This window comes from Hyphococcus luteus (assembly GCF_002943565.1).
Lineage (GTDB): Bacteria > Pseudomonadota > Alphaproteobacteria > Caulobacterales > Parvularculaceae > Hyphococcus > Hyphococcus luteus.
Genome location: NZ_PJCH01000005.1, coordinates 1,060,532 through 1,075,789 on the forward strand (window position 1 = coordinate 1,060,532; position 15,258 = coordinate 1,075,789).

16 protein-coding genes are annotated in these 15,258 nt (G+C 62.4%); 11 read left to right on the forward strand and 5 right to left on the reverse strand.

Annotated features, from left to right (window positions below; translation table 11 throughout):
* Window positions 1–32 precede the first annotated feature (32 nt).
* Complete coding sequence (locus CW354_RS10030) at window positions 33–1,262, forward strand: endonuclease/exonuclease/phosphatase family protein (RefSeq protein WP_104829854.1); 1,230 nt, start codon at window positions 33–35, stop codon at window positions 1,260–1,262.
* Between the two features lie 56 nt (window positions 1,263–1,318).
* On the opposite strand, the gene CW354_RS10035 is transcribed toward CW354_RS10030, so the two are convergent.
* Both CW354_RS10035 and CW354_RS10040 read right to left on the reverse strand, forming a co-directional pair.
* Window positions 1,319–1,993: a hypothetical protein gene (locus CW354_RS10035; protein ID WP_104829855.1), complete on the reverse strand. Its 675-nt coding sequence runs from the start codon at window positions 1,991–1,993 to the stop codon at window positions 1,319–1,321.
* 103 nt (window positions 1,994–2,096) lie between these two features.
* Window positions 2,097–2,993: an isoaspartyl peptidase/L-asparaginase family protein gene (locus CW354_RS10040; RefSeq protein ID WP_104829856.1), complete on the reverse strand. Its 897-nt coding sequence runs from the start codon at window positions 2,991–2,993 to the stop codon at window positions 2,097–2,099.
* A gap of 108 nt (window positions 2,994–3,101) precedes the next feature.
* Here CW354_RS10040 and gpmA point away from each other — a divergent pair, with 108 nt between their 5' ends.
* On the forward strand, window positions 3,102–3,821 hold the full coding sequence (gpmA, locus tag CW354_RS10045; RefSeq protein WP_104829857.1) for a 2,3-diphosphoglycerate-dependent phosphoglycerate mutase: 720 nt from the start codon (window positions 3,102–3,104) through the stop codon (window positions 3,819–3,821).
* A 3-nt stretch (window positions 3,822–3,824) separates the two neighbouring features.
* On the opposite strand, the gene CW354_RS10050 is transcribed toward gpmA, so the two are convergent.
* Entirely contained in the window at window positions 3,825–4,151 is a 327-nt protein-coding gene (locus tag CW354_RS10050; protein ID WP_104829858.1) for a cell division protein ZapA, read from the reverse strand.
* Entirely contained in the window at window positions 4,148–4,384 is a 237-nt protein-coding gene (locus tag CW354_RS10055; RefSeq protein WP_104829859.1) for a hypothetical protein, read from the reverse strand. Before CW354_RS10055 ends, CW354_RS10050 begins: the two co-directional genes overlap by 4 nt.
* A 170-nt stretch (window positions 4,385–4,554) precedes the next feature.
* Here CW354_RS10055 and tkt point away from each other — a divergent pair, with 170 nt between their 5' ends.
* The 6 genes from tkt (at window position 4,555) to CW354_RS10085 (ending at window position 11,333) form a co-directional block, all read left to right on the forward strand.
* On the forward strand, window positions 4,555–6,540 hold the full coding sequence (tkt, locus tag CW354_RS10060; protein WP_243396341.1) for a transketolase: 1,986 nt from the start codon (window positions 4,555–4,557) through the stop codon (window positions 6,538–6,540).
* A gap of 12 nt (window positions 6,541–6,552) precedes the next feature.
* A complete protein-coding gene (gene gap / locus CW354_RS10065) occupies window positions 6,553–7,560 on the forward strand; it encodes a type I glyceraldehyde-3-phosphate dehydrogenase (protein ID WP_104829861.1) in 1,008 nt (335 codons plus the stop codon).
* Window positions 7,561–7,621: 61 nt separating this feature from the next.
* Window positions 7,622–8,059 (forward strand): hypothetical protein, encoded by a 438-nt coding sequence (locus tag CW354_RS10070; RefSeq protein ID WP_104829862.1) that lies wholly within the window; start codon window positions 7,622–7,624, stop codon window positions 8,057–8,059.
* 5 nt (window positions 8,060–8,064) lie between these two features.
* Entirely contained in the window at window positions 8,065–9,255 is a 1,191-nt protein-coding gene (locus CW354_RS10075) for a phosphoglycerate kinase (RefSeq protein ID WP_104829863.1), read from the forward strand.
* A gap of 44 nt (window positions 9,256–9,299) precedes the next feature.
* Entirely contained in the window at window positions 9,300–10,193 is an 894-nt protein-coding gene (locus tag CW354_RS10080) for a fructose bisphosphate aldolase (RefSeq protein WP_104829864.1), read from the forward strand.
* Between the two features lie 99 nt (window positions 10,194–10,292).
* A complete protein-coding gene (locus CW354_RS10085) occupies window positions 10,293–11,333 on the forward strand; it encodes a class I fructose-bisphosphate aldolase (RefSeq protein WP_104829865.1) in 1,041 nt (346 codons plus the stop codon).
* Window positions 11,334–11,395: 62 nt separating this feature from the next.
* On the opposite strand, the gene CW354_RS10090 is transcribed toward CW354_RS10085, so the two are convergent.
* Window positions 11,396–12,106: a VPLPA-CTERM sorting domain-containing protein gene (locus tag CW354_RS10090; RefSeq protein ID WP_104829866.1), complete on the reverse strand. Its 711-nt coding sequence runs from the start codon at window positions 12,104–12,106 to the stop codon at window positions 11,396–11,398.
* Window positions 12,107–12,348: 242 nt separating this feature from the next.
* Between CW354_RS10090 and CW354_RS10095 the strand changes: the two genes are divergently transcribed.
* From CW354_RS10095 to CW354_RS10105, 3 genes are all read left to right on the forward strand, one after another.
* Entirely contained in the window at window positions 12,349–13,224 is an 876-nt protein-coding gene (locus CW354_RS10095; RefSeq protein WP_104829867.1) for a Coq4 family protein, read from the forward strand.
* 40 nt (window positions 13,225–13,264) lie between these two features.
* A complete protein-coding gene (gene thiE, locus CW354_RS10100) occupies window positions 13,265–13,927 on the forward strand; it encodes a thiamine phosphate synthase (RefSeq protein ID WP_104829868.1) in 663 nt (220 codons plus the stop codon).
* A gap of 287 nt (window positions 13,928–14,214) precedes the next feature.
* Complete coding sequence (locus CW354_RS10105) at window positions 14,215–15,219, forward strand: tetratricopeptide repeat protein (RefSeq protein ID WP_104829869.1); 1,005 nt, start codon at window positions 14,215–14,217, stop codon at window positions 15,217–15,219.
* Window positions 15,220–15,258 lie beyond the last annotated feature (39 nt).

Genomic DNA, 15,258 nt, shown 5'->3' on the forward strand with positions numbered 1-15,258 from the left:
GGGGGAGGCGGGCGTTGAGATTCCCAGCGGCGATGATAGCGTTCATTCTGCTCGCGGCTTGCGGAAACGAAGCCGCGCCAGCGCCGGAAAAGACCGCCGCGGCCCCCGTGGCGCGCTTCGCCGCCTTCAACGCCTATCTCAACCGGCCGGAAGAGGGCGGGCTGATCGCGGATCTGAGAGCGCCGGACAATATTCAGGCGCAGAAGGTCGCCGAGATCATCCAGCGCGCCGCGCCTGACATCCTTCTCCTCAGCGAGTTCGATTACGACGAGCGCGGCGAGGCGCTGCGCCTCTTCCAGGAGAATTATCTCGAACGCGGCTGGAACGGCGCCGCGCCGGCGGTTTATCCTTACGCCTATCTCGCGTCGTCGAATACGGGGGTCCCTTCCGGCCATGACCTCGATCGCGACGGCGTTGTGACGGTCGAACCCGGCGCGCGCGCCTATGGCGGCGACGCCTTCGGCTATGGCGCCTTTCCCGGTCAGTACGCTTTTGTCCTCTTGTCGAAATATCCCATCGATGAAGCGGGCGTTCGAACGTTTCAGGCATTCCTGTGGAAAGACATGCCGGGCGCCATGCTGCCTGACGATCCGGCGACGCCTGAGCCCGAAGACTGGTACAGCGCCGAGGCGCTTGAGGATTTCCGGCTTTCGTCAAAAACCCACGCGGACATTCCGGTGATCGTCGACGGCGCGCGCGTGCATGTGCTGGCGAGTCATCCGACGCCGCCGAGCTTCGACGGCGAGGAAGACCGCAACGGCAAGCGCAATCACGACGAAATCCGTCTCTGGGCGGATTATATTGAAGGCGCGGACTACATTTACGACGATGCGGGCGCATCCGGCGGGCTTCCCGCCGGGGAGCGCTTCGTCATCATGGGCGATTTGAACGCCGATCCGCACGACGCCGGAGCGGTTCCGGGCGCTGTCGGGCAATTGTTGTCATCGCCCTTGATCGCCGGCGCGTCGTTTCCGAAAAGCGAAGGCGGCGCCGAACAGGCCGCGCTTCAGGGCGGCGTCAATGAAACCCACAAAGGCGACCCAGCCGAAGACACCGCCGATTTTGCCGACGATCCCGAAACCGGCGTCGGCAATCTTCATCTCGATTATGTCTTGTTTTCAAAAGCGGGCTTCAAGGAAGAAGCCTCCGGCGTCTTCTGGCCGGCGTCCGATGAGCCCCATTACGATCTCGTCGGGCCCGGCTATCCGGTGGAGAGCTCCGATCACCGCCTCGTCTGGCGTGATCTCAAGATCGTCGAATAAGACAAATTGACGGCTCGCTTCTGAAACGAAGCGAGCTCGCACGTTAAGTTCAAGCGTTAAACCTGGGCCGCAAGTTTCGGCTGGCTCAGTTTGCGGAAGCGCAAGAATCGTCCGCCGAAAAGCAAGCCGCCGAGCATCAATAGGCCTGCGCCCGGCAGCGGCACGGGCGTCATGTCCGGGGGCGCCCAGTCATAGGCGATCGAAAAATCGACCTCGCCGCCCGCAGAGCTTATCAGATTGCCTGTAATGACGCCGTTGATCGTATCGACAACCAAAAGATAGTCGATCAGTTCAACCGCGAGGCTGATGTCAGAATCCCCGGGGCCGTCGAACATGCCCAAGGTCGAGCAGCAAGCGTCTGAAAGCGTATAGATATTGCCCCCGGCGCTGATGCTGCCGGATCCGTCAAGGATAGAGGTCGTTGTGAACTCTGTGGGCGACCAATTGAAGCGAGGGTTGACGCCGGTGAAATTCAGGCCGTTGACAGAAAAATGCATGCCCGGAAGGTCGAGGCCGTTCGGCTCCACCGTGAACAGGCCGTCCGGAATGTCAAATTCAAAGACCAGCATGTCGCCGACCAGTGCAATATCGTCTGTATTCAGAACGCCATCGCCGCTGGTGATTTGAACATCCGTGACAAAGGTGTCGAGTGAAAGGGTCGCCGCATTGGCGGCGCTTTGACACATTAAGAAACTAAGGACGCTGAACAGCGCCAGTTTAAATACATTCATCGGAATTCTCCCACCATATTCCGATGGAAAGCATAGCAACCGCATGCGGCGCGCGCAAATTCACTCGTCTTTATCCGCCTTGCGCCGGCAAGGTTTCCGGCGTTTAAAACGTAGCGGCGAAGAGAGCCTGATTGGGTCCGAAGCCGGCGCGCTTCATGCCTTCGGAATTCCAGGCGAAAGCGACCTCGCCTTCGTTCGAGACGGCGATGACGCCGCCGTCGCCGCCGAGCTTGGCGACGTCCTTGATCAATCCTGAAGCGGCGGTCTGAAGATCGGCGCCCTGATAGCGTACGCGGCTTGCGACATCCTGCGCGCCGCCGGCGAGAATGAAATATTCCCCGAGCCCGGTGCAGGACGCGCCGACAAATTCGTCGGCCCAGGTTCCCGATCCGATCAGCGGCGTGTCGCCGACCCGTCCTTCGAGCTTGCCGAAGACCCCGCCGGTGGAGGTCGCCGCCGCAATGCGGCCCGCCGCATCGAGGGCGACGGCGCCGACCGTGCCGTGGCCGAGCTCGGCCTGGGTCATTTCTTCCGGTTCGACGCCCACGGGCACGACGTAATAGCTTTCCGGGTTTTCGACGAAGGCGAGGCCTTGGCGGCTGCAGAAATTCTCCGCGCCGCGCCCGGCGAGCATCACATGCGGCGTCGCATCCATCACCGCGCGCGCGGCCCTGATCGGGGATTTCAGGTGCTTCACCGCCGCGACGGAGCCTGCCTTGCGGGCGAGACTGCCGCTTTCGCTCGCCATGATCGAGGCGTCGAGCTCGGCGTAGCCCGCCCGGTTCGGGGGGGCGCCTTTGCCGGCGATATAAAGGCCCGACGTCTCCATGGCTTCGACCAGCGTCTCGACGACGTCGACCGCCGGCGCGCCGTCCTGGAGCAGCGCCTCGCCGCGCCCGGCGAGCTCGAGAAGATGCGCCTCGGCTTTTGAATAGTCGCGGCCCTTGCGGGCGCCGGCGCCGCCATGCAGGGCGAGCGCGACTGTCGGTTTTTTTGTCATTTTTAAGGTCCGCCTGTTGCCGCTCCTATGTAGGCGCAACCCCATGCCTAGCCAACGGGCGTCGGAGCTTTTATGAGGACGCCCGACTCTAGTTTTTAGGAGACAGACATGACCCGCCTCGCCTTGATCCGTCACGGGCAAAGCCAGTGGAACCTCGAAAACCGCTTCACCGGCTGGGTCGATGTGGACCTGACGGAAAAAGGGATCGCCGAAGCGAAAAAGGCCGGCGATCTCTTAAGGGACACAGGCGCCGAATTTTCCGCCTGCTACACCTCGGTGCAAAAGCGCGCGATCCGCACGCTCTGGATCGCCCTCGACGAGATGGACCGCATGTGGCTGCCGGTGACCCGGGCCTGGCAATTGAATGAGCGCCATTATGGCGGGCTCACCGGGCTCAACAAGGCCGAGACCGCCGAGAAACACGGCGAGGACCAGGTGAAAATCTGGCGGCGCAGCTATGATGTGCCGCCGCCGCCCATGGAGCCGGGCAGCGAGTTCGATCTTTCGAACGATCCCCGCTACAAGCTTTATGGCTGCGACGTGCCGGCGACGGAGTCCCTCAAGCTCACCCTCGAGCGGGTTCAGCCCTATTACGAAAAAGAAATCGCGCCGCACCTTAAAGCCGGCGACTCGCTGATCATCGCCGCGCACGGCAATTCCCTGCGCGCGCTCGTCAAAATCCTCTTCAACGTCGCCGATGAGGACATCGTCCATGTGGAGATCCCCACCGGCAATCCCCTGCTGATCGATCTCGATAAAGGATTGAAGCCGACGCAGGCGCGCTATCTCGACGAAGATAGAGCGCAGCCGATTCCAGCGGTCAGTTGAAGATCAGTTATCGAGCTTCGACGCGATGTCGTTGACGCGCTTGGCGGCCGCTTCGACGGCGCGGCTCGCTCCGCCCATGGTGTCGGGATCGAGCGCCTCGCCGGCGCCGTCCATATCCTCAAGCTGCTCGCGGGCTTCGAAAAGCTCGTCGCAGATGGTCAGCGCGGATAAAAGCATCAGCCGCGCATCGGACACGTCGGGCAGCTCCGCAGCCATCGCAGAGGCCCGCTTGTCGAGAAACGCCGCAAGCTGCTGCAGGCGCTCTTCCTGGCCCGCCTCGCAGGTGACGCGGTATTCCCGGTCGTTCACGCGGATTTCAACCTGGCTCATGTGTCACCGCCTTTCTTCTCGTCCTCGGCGAGAATCGCCTTGAGGTCGCTGATCGCCGCGGCGACGCCGCGGGCGGCGTTGTCGGTCTGCTTGCGGGCGGCCAGCGCCTGGCGCCGGGCGGCCGTCATCGATTCTTCGGTGAGCGCCGCCTCATCCAACTTGACGTCGAGCCGCGATTCGAGGGCTTCGATCGCCTCGGCGAGATTTTGCACCGCTTTTTCGAGCACTGTCATGGCCGATTTTTTCCGTTCACCCGCTGAAAGCAGGGCCAATTTGGCCCTCGGCGCTGATTCTGTCCAGCCGGGCCCAAAGCTCTTCACCGGCGAGCCTTGACCCCCGCACGCCCGCGATGCATGAAGCCCCCGAAATTCTACGCTTTTCGAGACAAATGGGGGTTTCCCGCATGACCGGCGCCGGCCCAGATCGGGCTGATTTTCCACAGATGGCGAATGCGATCCGCGCTCTGGCGATGGACGCAGTCGAAAAAGCCAAATCCGGACATCCGGGCATGCCCATGGGCATGGCCGATGTGGCGACGACCCTGTTCGCCGAACACCTGAAATTCGACGCAGGCAATCCCGACTGGCCGGACCGCGACCGCTTCGTGCTTTCCGCCGGCCACGGCTCCATGCTGCTTTATTCCCTCGCCTATCTTTTGGGCTATGAAGGGATGACGCTGGAGGAGATCAAGAATTTCCGCCAGCTCGGCAGCAAAACCGCGGGCCACCCGGAATACGGCCATGCGCCGGCTGTCGAAACGACGACCGGCCCCCTGGGGCAGGGGCTCGCCAACGCCGTCGGCATGGCGCTCGCCGAAGCGCATCTCAACGCCCGGTTCGGCGACGACGTCGTCGATCACCGCACTTATGCGATCGCCGGCGACGGCTGTCTCATGGAAGGGATCAGCCAGGAGGCGATTGCGCTCGCCGGGCATTTGAAGCTCCGTAAGCTGACTGTCCTGTGGGACGACAACAACATCTCCATCGACGGGCCGATTTCGCTTTCCGATTCGACCGATCAGCTTGCGCGCTTTGCGGCGAGCGGCTGGGCGACGACGCGCGTCGACGGCCACGATCCGGCGGCGATTTCCGCGGCGATCGAAAAGGCCAAAGCGTCCGAGCGGCCGACGCTGATCGCCTGCCGCACCACCATCGGCTATGGCGCGCCCACCAAGGCCGGCACCGCCGGCGTGCATGGCGCGCCCCTGGGCGAAGGCGAAATCGAAGGCGCGCGCCAGGCGCTCGACTGGCCTTACGCCCCGTTCGAAATCCCCGAAGAGCTTCTCGCCAAATGGCGCGCGGCGGGCGCGCGCGGCGCCGAGACCCGCGCGGCCTGGGAGGCGCGCGTCGCCAAAGACGCGCATTGCGAGGCCTTCAAGACCGCTATGGCGGGCGATTACGCCGGCGCGCTCAACAAGGCGATCGCGAAATACAACGCCTCGCTCGTGGAAACGCCGCAAAAGCTCGCGACGCGCAAGGCATCCGAGCTGGTGCTCGATGTGGTCAACGAGGTTGTGGTCGACACGGTCGGCGGGTCGGCGGACCTCACCGGCTCCAACAACACCAAGACCAAGAATATCGACGTTCTGTCTGCGGAGAATTACGCCGGACGGTATGTCTATTACGGCATTCGCGAGCACGGCATGGCCGCGGCCATGAACGGCATGGCGCTGCATGGCGGCGTCGTTCCCTATGGCGGCACCTTTCTCGTCTTCACCGATTACTGCCGCCCGGCGATCCGCCTGTCGGCGCTGATGGGCGTGCGCGTCGTCTATGTGATGACGCACGATTCCATCGGTCTCGGCGAAGACGGGCCGACCCACCAGCCGGTCGAACATCTCGCGGCTCTGCGCGCCATTCCGAATTTGAATGTCTACCGTCCCTGCGACGGCGTCGAGACCGCCGAATGCTGGGAAATGGCGCTGAAAACCATCGCAACGCCGTCGGTCGTCGCGCTCACCCGCCAGGGGCTTGAGCAGGCGCGTCTCAAACCGTCCGATGAAAATCTTTCGGCCAAAGGCGCTTATGTGATCGCCGGCAAGGATGCAAACGACGTGACCCTGATCGCGTCAGGGTCGGAAGTTTCGCTGGCGCTGAAGGCGCGCGAGGCGCTTGCAAAAGACGGGATCAAAGCCCGGGTCGTGTCCGCGCCGTGTTTCGAACTCTTTTCCATGCAGCCGGAAAGCTATCAAAAAGAAATTCTCGGCAAGGCGCCGCGCATCGGGATCGAAGCGGCCATTCGCCAGGGCTGGGACGTTTTCCTGCGGCGTAAGGACGGCTTTGTCGGCATGACCGGTTTCGGCGCCTCGGCGCCGATCAACGATCTATACGAACATTTCGGCATCACACCCGCGGCGGTCGCGGCGAAAGCAAAACGCTTGATCAGTTAGGAGAAACGAAAAATGGCGCTCAAGATTGCAATCAACGGCTTTGGACGGATCGGACGCCTCGCGCTCCGCTCGATCGTCGAGACCGGACGCAAGGGCGTTGACATTGTCGCGATCAACGATCTGGGGCCGGTGGAGACCAACGCCCATCTCGTCCAGTACGATTCGATCCACGGCAAGTTCCCGCATGAAGTGAAAGTCCGCAACGACACCATCGATGTGGGGATCGGCCCCATCAAGGTGTTCGCCGAACGCGATCCGTCGAAGCTGCCCTGGGGCGAGCTCGGCGTCGACATCGTTTATGAATGCACGGGACTTTTCGCGTCGCGCGAAAAAGCGGCGATGCATCTCGACGCGGGCGCCAAGCGCGTTCTCGTTTCCGCGCCGGCGTCCGGCGCCGACAAGACCATCGTTTTCGGCGTCAATCACGGCTCGCTGACGGGCCAGGACCATGTCGTCTCCAACGCGTCCTGCACCACGAACTGCCTCGCGCCCGTGGCGAAGGTCCTCAATGACGCGGTCGGCATCGAACGCGGCTATATGACGACGATCCACTCTTATACCGGCGACCAGCCGACCCTCGACACCATGCACAAGGATCTCTACCGCGCCCGCGCCGCGGCGATGAACATGATCCCGACCTCGACGGGCGCGGCGAAAGCGGTGGGCCTCGTCCTGCCTGATCTCAACGGCAAACTCGACGGCTCGTCGATCCGTGTGCCGACGGCCAATGTCTCCGTCGTCGATCTCGTCTTCACGCCGAAGAGGGACACGAGCGTCGAAGAGGTCAACAACGCCATCATCGAAGCGGCGAACGGCAAGCTCAGGGGCGTGCTCGGCTGCACCGACAAGCCGCTCGTCTCCTCGGATTTCAACCACGACCCGCATTCCTCGACCTTTGCGCTGAACCAGACGCAGATTCTCGAAGGCAAGCTCGTGCGCATCCTCACCTGGTACGACAATGAGTGGGGCTTCTCGACGCGCATGACCGACACGGCGCTTGAAATGGCGCGTCACATTTAAAGGGAACTGAAACCGCTGGAACCTCGTTCTTTCAGGGGCGGTTTTTCAGCGGAGACCGGCGATGACCTTCCTTTCAAAGCACGCAAAATGTCTTGTTCCTCTCGCGCTTTTCGGCGCGGCGGCGTGCAACGAGAAAATCGTCGTTGAAGAACCCGAAGCGACCGAAGAAGGCGACGTCCTGATCGGCGAGAACGCCGAGCCTCTCTATATCGGCGTCTGGGCGGCGCAGCCGGATTGGTGTGAGGCTGCGCCGGGCGAGCCGGGGCCGGTGGAGTTCACTGAGACCCGGTTTCTGGGCTATGAAAACACATGCGATATTCTCTCCTCCGAGGAGGGAACAGACGGCGGCTGGCGCCTTGAAATGCGCTGCGCGGGCGAGGGGGAGACCATGATGGAGACCTTCGATGTCGATCTCGACGCAGAGCGCCTGCGCGTTTCCCGCAATGGCGGTGATCCCGTGACGTTTGTTTCCTGTGCGGATGATAAAGACGAGGACTGACCCGAATGGCGCATCGCACTCTTGACGATCTCGACGTCGCCGGAAAACGCGTTCTTGTGCGCGTCGATTTCAACGTGCCTATGAAAGACGGAGAGGTGACCGACGCGACCCGCATCGAGCGCGCCCTGCCGACCATCAACGAGCTTTCGAAAAAGGGCGCGAAGGTCATCCTTCTTTCCCATTTCGGCCGTCCGAAAGGCCAGGTCGCGCCGGAAATGTCGTTAAAGCCGGTCGCCAAGGCGCTTGAGAAATTCTTGGGCGGCCCGGTTGAGTTCGCCGCCGACTGCATCGGCGAGGAAGCGAAGAAAACCGTCAAGAAAATGCTCGACGGCGACGTGGCGGTGTTCGAGAACACCCGCTTTCACGCGGGCGAAGAGAAGAACGATCCGGACTTTGCAAAAGCCCTCGCCGAAAACGGCGACGCTTATGTGAACGACGCCTTTTCCGCCGCGCATCGCGCCCACGCCTCGACCGAAGGGATCGCGCATCTCCTTCCCTCGGCGGCGGGCCGGGCCATGGAGCGCGAACTCGATTATCTGAAAGCCGCCTTGTCCGAGCCGGTGCGCCCGATGATGGCGGTGGTCGGCGGGGCGAAAGTCTCGACCAAGATCGAGCTTTTGTTGAACCTTGTCGGCCGGGCGGACATCCTCGCCGTCGGCGGCGGCATGGCGAATACGTTTCTCTTTGCGAAGGGGATCAGCGTCGGCAAGTCGCTCTGCGAGCCGGACCTCGTCTCGACGGCGCGCGAGATCATGGAGCAGGCGAAAGCCAAGGGCTGCGAGATCGTCCTGCCCCTCGATGTCGTCGTCGCGAAAGAATTCAAGGAAGGCGCGGACCGGGAGGTCAAGGCGGCCGACGCCGTCGCCGCCGACGACATGATCCTCGATCTCGGCCCCGACACGGTCGATCGCATCGCGGACAAGATCGAAAGCGCCAAGACGCTGGTCTGGAACGGGCCGCTCGGCGCTTTCGAGATCAAGCCCTTCGACACGGCGACGGTCGAAGCGGCGCGCTTCGCCGCCAAGCGCGTCAAGGATGACGGCCTTGTCGCGGTGGCCGGCGGCGGCGACACGGTCGCGGCGCTCGCCGCAGCCGGGGTCGAAGACGATTTCACTTATGTTTCGACCGCCGGCGGCGCGTTTCTTGAATGGCTGGAAGGCAAAACCCTGCCCGGGGTCGCGGCGTTGGAAGAGTAGCCGGCGCTGAGCGCTTTGGGAATTTTTCGAGTTCGGAGAGAGAGATGACGCAAGAAAAGATGGCCGATCAGGCCGCAAACAAAGACGGGTTTATCGCGGCCCTCGACCAATCGGGCGGCTCGACGCCGAAAGCGCTGAAACTTTACGGCGTCGATGACAGCCAATGGTCGAATGACGAGGAAATGTTCGGCCTCATTCATAAGATGCGCGCGCAGATCATCAAATCGCCGGCTTTCTCAGGCGACAAGGTGATGGGCGCCATTCTCTTCGAGCGCACCATGGACGGCGACATCGACGGCGTCCCGACGGCGCAATATTTGTGGGAAAAATGCGGCGTCGTGCCGTTCCTGAAAGTCGACAAAGGGCTTGCGGAAGAAAAAGACGGCGTGAAGCTGATGAAGCCCATGCCCGACCTCGACGCGCTGTTGGAGCGTGCCGTTAAAAAAGGAATTTTCGGCACGAAAATGCGCTCGGTCATCGACGCCGCGGACCCGAAAGGCATTGCTGCGATCGTCGATCAGCAGTTCGAGGTCGGCAAACAGATCCTGTCGCACGGGCTCGTCCCGATTCTCGAGCCGGAAGTGACGATTTCGATTGCCGACAAGGCGGAAGCCGAAGACATTCTGCTCGCGGAAATCACCAAGCATCTGGACGACATCCCCGCCGGCAAACAGGTGATGTTGAAGCTGACCCTGCCGACCAAGGCGAACCTTTATAAGCCGCTCATTGACGATCCGCGCATCATGCGCGTCGTGGCGCTCTCCGGCGGCTATTCCCGCGAGGAAGCCAATGAGAAACTGGCGCAGAACACCGGCATGATCGCCAGCTTTTCGCGCGCGTTGACCGAGGGCCTGTCGGCGCAGCAGAGCGACGAGGAATTCAACGCCAAGCTGGCGGCGGCGATCGACAGCATTTTCGAAGCCTCCCGGGCCGGCTGAGGCGGGGGGCGGTTTTGCGCCGGATCGATCCCCGCTAGACTTGCGCCGCGGCCGCGGCGCCTTGCGCCGCGCCCGAGAGAGCAATCAAGGGGAGATCCGATGAGCCTGGTAGAATTGAACAAGATCGCCAACGCCATGGTCCTGCCAGGCAAAGGCATTCTCGCCGCGGACGAAAGCACCGGCACGATCAAGAAGCGCTTCGATTCCATCAATGTGGAATCGACGGAAGACAATCGCCGCGATTATCGCGAGATGCTGTTCCGCACGAACGAGGCCATGGAGAATTACATCTCCGGCGTCATTCTTTATGACGAGACCATCCGCCAGAATGCAAAAGACGGAACGCCGCTCGTCAAACTCATTCAGGATGCGGGCTCGATTCCGGGCGTTAAAGTGGACAAGGGCGCAAAAGACCTCGCCGCCGCGCCGGGCGAGAAAGTCACCGAAGGCCTCGATGGCCTGCGCGAGCGCTTGAAGGACTATTACGATCTCGGCGCCCGTTTTGCGAAATGGCGCGCGGTGATCGATATCGGCGGCGAAGGTAATCATCGCATTCCGAGCCCTTATTGCATTCACGCCAACACGCACGCGCTGGCGCGCTACGCCGCGCTTTGCCAGGAAGCGAACATCGTCCCCATCGTCGAGCCAGAAGTGTTGATGGACGGCGATCACGACATCGACCGCTGTTATGAGGTGACCGAATACACGCTCAAGAGCCTGTTCGCCGAACTCTATGAACAGCGCGTCGCGCTCGAGGGAACGATCCTCAAACCCAATATGGTGATCTCCGGCAAGCAGTGCGAAACGCAGGCGGGCGTTGCGGAAGTCGCCGAAAAAACCGTCAAATGTTTCCGCGCCGCTGTGCCGGCCGCGCTGCCGGGCATTGTTTTTCTGTCCGGCGGCCAGTCCGATCAGGAGGCGACGGCGCATCTGAACGCCATGAATGCGGAGTACAAGAATGCAATTCCCTGGGCGCTCTCCTTCTCCTATGGCCGCGCGCTGCAGGCCGCGCCCTTGAAAGCCTGGAGCGGCAATGAGGCGAATGTCCCGGCGGCGCAGGCGGCGTTCCTTCACCGGGCCAAGATGAACGGCCTCGCCCAGCTCGGCGACTGGTCTGACGGCCTCGAAAACGCGGCCTGATCAATGCGAAAAAAACGGCGCCTCAAGGGCGCCGTTTTCGTTTTGGCTTTTGTTTCGCCCGCTTACGCGGTTTTGCGTTTGCGGCGGCCGTGAAAGCCGAGCGCGCCCGCGCCCATCAGGAACAAGGGCAAGGCCGCCGGAAGCGGCACTTCCGAAATCGGATCTTCAAAAATTTGGATGCCGCCTTCGGCGAGTTCGCCATTGTCGCCGACTTCGCCGATATAAAGATAAAGCGGCGATGCGGCGGCGATGGCGCTCATGAAGTTAAAGCCGATGCTGCCGTTCACGCCGAGGCTCAAAAAACCGTCGGGCGTTATTGTCGAGCTGTAGCCGTCAAATGAGCCGAGCGTCGCCGTCGCATTGTCCACATTAGAGCCTGTGCCGTCCGTGCCGTAGAGCTTCGGATCGGTCGGCGCGAGCTGCGTGCCGGGCGTGAATATCGAAGCGGCGTAGTTGAACACCACATCCGACGTCAACGCGGCGACGCAGGCGGCCGAAGCGCAGTTTGTCGCCGAGATGATGACGGCGTCGAGATCGAAGCCGGAAAATTCGCCGGGCGAAGACCCGCCGATAACGCCGCTGTCGGAAATCGACAGCGCCGAAAAGCTTGCAAGGCCGGCCGTAGACAGATCGGCCTTGAAGACGGCGGTCTGGGCGGCGCCCGGATCGCCGGTCACGCCGGTGAGTTTGGTGAAGGACACAGGCGCCGCTTGCGCTGCGCCATGCGAAAAAACCGCGGCCACAAGGCCGACGGCGAACGTCTTTAGTTTCATGACTAAGTTCCCCCTAAGTCACTATGTACAAGTGCAACATTGCACTGCACACATCTTTCAGCATGTTCGCGGAAATGGCAAGAGCGGCCCGAAAGACGGCGCTGCTGGCCCAGGGGTCTGGGCCCCGCCTCACGGAAATTCCATGACGGCGCCTCTTGCAATTCGCCTTTGATGAGACGACATTCATCAAAGGTAAACTGGTCAGTGTAACGCTATCTTGTAACGCGATTTGGACAGGCCCCATGATGGAAGCTGCAGAAGCGGAAAAACCGCCGAAAAAGGAAGTCCCGCCGGAGGACTATGTCTGGATCAACGGGTTTCCGACGCCGCCGTCGGAGCCGGTGCGTCCTTTCCACGCTTTTGCCTCCGTCCTGCGGCTGATCCGCAACAAGGAAGACACGCGCCAGGTGTTCGAAATCGTGCAGGCGCTGTCGGGCGATTCCTCGAAGCGGCTTTTCAAGCGTTTCACCGATACGGCCTATGGCCGTCGCGTGGTGACCGAGCCGGTGAAGCTCGAGGAAGCGCTCGGCGACCGCGAGCGCCTTCGCGCGTATCCCGAAGGCACGCTGGCGAGGCGCTATCTCTCTTTCATGGAAGGCGAGAACCTGACGCCCGAGGGCCTGCGCGCCGCGGCGGAAGAAGCCGACATCGATTACGACGCCTATCCCGAATTCGCCGAGCTGATGCGCCTCTTCATGCATCTCCAGGTCAATCACGATCTCTGGCATGTGCTCTCAGGCTATGGCCGCGACGCGCTGGGCGAGCTTTGCAATCTCGTCTTCACGCGTCAGCAGACGAAAAATCCGGGCTTCCGCCTGATTGTCCTCATCGGCGGTCTTGCGGTGAAGCTCGATGACTGGTCGGTCCCGACTATCAAGGCGTTGAGGGAAGCGGGCCGCAACGCGAAGAAGACCGAATGGATTTTGGCCCACGATGTCGAGGAATTGCTGGCGCTGCCTCTCGCTGAGGCGCGGGCGCGGCTCAATATTGCGGAGCCGGCAGTCTATAACGCTATTCCGGCCGATGTGCGCTATGGTCTTTTGAAGCCGAAAGTCGAACAGACGCAGACGGAGCGCGAAAAAGCGGCGCGCGAGCGCGCGGCCCTGCAATCGGCGTAATCTCTTTGCAGCGCATGTGTGCTTTCCTATATAGCGCCTCATGCCTCACGATTGCCGCCTCTATCTCATGACGCCGCCGCAAATCGCCGATCTCGGGCGGTTTTGCGGCGAATTCGAAAGCGCGCTCGGCGCCGGCGACATCGCCTGCGTGCAGCTGCGGCTGAAAACGCTTGAAGGCGAGGCTGTGGGCGACGACGACGTGCTGGCGGCGGCCGAAGCGCTTTTGCCGATCGCGCAAAGACATGACGCGGCTTTCCTCATCAATGACCGGCCCGACCTGGCGCTGAAATCCGGCGCCGACGGCGTTCATGTGGGACAAGGGGATGCGAGCTGCGAAAAGGCGCGCGCGGCGCTCGGCGACGACGCGACCGTGGGCGTCACCTGTCATAATTCGAAACATCTGGCGCTTCTCGCCGGCGAGGCGGGGGCGGACTATGTCGCCTTCGGCGCTTTTTATCCGACCAAGACGAAGGAAGCGCCGACCAAGGCCGAGCCTGCGCTGCTTGAATGGTGGGCTTTCGCGACGACCCTGCCGTCCGTGGCGATCGGCGGGATCACGCCGGAAAATTGCGGGCCCCTGGTGCGCGCCGGCGCGGACTTTCTCGCCGTCTCAAATGCGGTTTGGGCGCATGAAGAAGGCCCCGCCGCGGCGGTCAAAGCCTTCGAAAAGGCGATCTCCGCCGCGCATTCAGGAAAAGTGTGAGCGGTTTTCCGTTTAGAATGCGCGTAAAATAAGCGCTTGACCCCTTTTGGAACAGATCTTGCGTGACTTCCCGCCGGGCAAGGTGTGGAGGCGCGAGGCCGGGGAGGTTTCGCGCGCAAGATATGAAACCTCAATGGATCATGGCGGGCTGCGCCGCGGCGATCATCCTGATCTGCTTTGCGGCGGCGTTTCTCGAAGGCGCGAATATCGCTTTCGACGCCGTTCAGTAACCCCGCTTAGCGGAGGGGCGCTAGGCTTGCCGGACGAAACCGCGTAAACCGGCGCCGATGATCGCCCGTTTTGCGATAATTTTCTGCCTTGTCTTCGCCGCCGCTCCCGCCTTTGCGCAGGATGAGCGCGCGGGCGCGGCTTACGCTGCTCTTATGGACGGGCGTCATGAAGAGGCGTTCAGGGAAGCGCAAAAGCTTTCCGAAGCCGGGAACGCCGACGGCGACGCCATTCTTGCTTACATTTACGAAAACGGGCTCGGGGTCGAGCGCGATCTTCAGCATGCGGTGGATCTTTATACGAAAGCCGCGCGCGCCGGGCAGCCGGACGCGCAGTTCGCGCTGGGCGAGCTCGCCATGTTCGCCGAAGGCGTCGAGCGCAATGCGGAAACGGCGGCGGGCTGGTACAAGCTCGCCGCGCGCCAGGGTCATGCCCGCGCAAAGTTGCGTCTCGGCGTCATGCACGCCGAAGGCGACGGCGTGGAAAAAGACAAGGCGCGCGCCATCGAACTCTTTCGCGAAGCGGCGGAGGCGGGCGAACCGGAAGCGGCGCGCAATCTCGCCATCGCCTATCTTTCCGGCGACGGCGTCGCGCGCGATTACCGGACCGCGGCGGACTGGTTCGAAAAGGCCGCCGACGCGGGCGATGCGGTGGCGAGCTACAATCTCGGGCTCTTGCTGCAGTCGGGTTCGCTCGGCCCCCCGGATATCGACAAGGCGGCGGCGCGCATGCGCGAGGCGGCCGAGGCCGGTTTCGCTCCGGCCATGGTCGGGCTCGGCCTTCTCATCCATGACGGCGCCGAGGCCGAGGGCGCGCCCGCCGACTGGTTCGAACGCGCGGCGAAGGCGGGCGACAGCCAAGGCATGTTCCTTTACGCCGTGGCGCTGGCGGAAGGCGACGGGCGCGACGTCGACATTGACGCCGCCATCGCTCAGCTCGACGCGCTGATCGCGTCGCCCGCGCCGGTGGACCCCGCCCTGATGCAGCAGGCGAAAGCCCTGCGCAAAGATCTCGAGCGCCGCAAAGGCGGCGGGCTTTTCGGCTTCGGCAGGAAAGAGAATTGAGACTCTTGGGGAAAGAGCATTCCCCTTTTGTTCCGAACC

Bases quoted from the DNA above. Each gene is read 5' to 3' on its own strand.
- gap (WP_104829861.1), top strand. From the start codon at position 6,553: ATGGCGCTCAAGATTGCAATCAACGGCTTTGGACGGATCGGACGCCTC.
- CW354_RS10040 (WP_104829856.1), bottom strand. From the start codon at position 2,993: ATGACAAAAAAACCGACAGTCGCGCTCGCCCTGCATGGCGGCGCCGGC.
- CW354_RS10095 (WP_104829867.1), top strand. From the start codon at position 12,349: ATGATGGAAGCTGCAGAAGCGGAAAAACCGCCGAAAAAGGAAGTCCCG.
- CW354_RS10055 (WP_104829859.1), bottom strand. From the start codon at position 4,384: ATGACAGTGCTCGAAAAAGCGGTGCAAAATCTCGCCGAGGCGATCGAA.
- tkt (WP_243396341.1), top strand. From the start codon at position 4,555: ATGACCGGCGCCGGCCCAGATCGGGCTGATTTTCCACAGATGGCGAAT.
- CW354_RS10030 (WP_104829854.1), top strand. From the start codon at position 33: ATGATAGCGTTCATTCTGCTCGCGGCTTGCGGAAACGAAGCCGCGCCA.
- CW354_RS10105 (WP_104829869.1), top strand. From the start codon at position 14,215: ATGATCGCCCGTTTTGCGATAATTTTCTGCCTTGTCTTCGCCGCCGCT.
- CW354_RS10090 (WP_104829866.1), bottom strand. From the start codon at position 12,106: ATGAAACTAAAGACGTTCGCCGTCGGCCTTGTGGCCGCGGTTTTTTCG.
- CW354_RS10080 (WP_104829864.1), top strand. From the start codon at position 9,300: ATGACGCAAGAAAAGATGGCCGATCAGGCCGCAAACAAAGACGGGTTT.
- CW354_RS10075 (WP_104829863.1), top strand. From the start codon at position 8,065: ATGGCGCATCGCACTCTTGACGATCTCGACGTCGCCGGAAAACGCGTT.
- CW354_RS10085 (WP_104829865.1), top strand. From the start codon at position 10,293: ATGAGCCTGGTAGAATTGAACAAGATCGCCAACGCCATGGTCCTGCCA.
- thiE (WP_104829868.1), top strand. From the start codon at position 13,265: ATGCCTCACGATTGCCGCCTCTATCTCATGACGCCGCCGCAAATCGCC.
- CW354_RS10035 (WP_104829855.1), bottom strand. From the start codon at position 1,993: ATGAATGTATTTAAACTGGCGCTGTTCAGCGTCCTTAGTTTCTTAATG.
- CW354_RS10050 (WP_104829858.1), bottom strand. From the start codon at position 4,151: ATGAGCCAGGTTGAAATCCGCGTGAACGACCGGGAATACCGCGTCACC.
- CW354_RS10070 (WP_104829862.1), top strand. From the start codon at position 7,622: ATGACCTTCCTTTCAAAGCACGCAAAATGTCTTGTTCCTCTCGCGCTT.
- gpmA (WP_104829857.1), top strand. From the start codon at position 3,102: ATGACCCGCCTCGCCTTGATCCGTCACGGGCAAAGCCAGTGGAACCTC.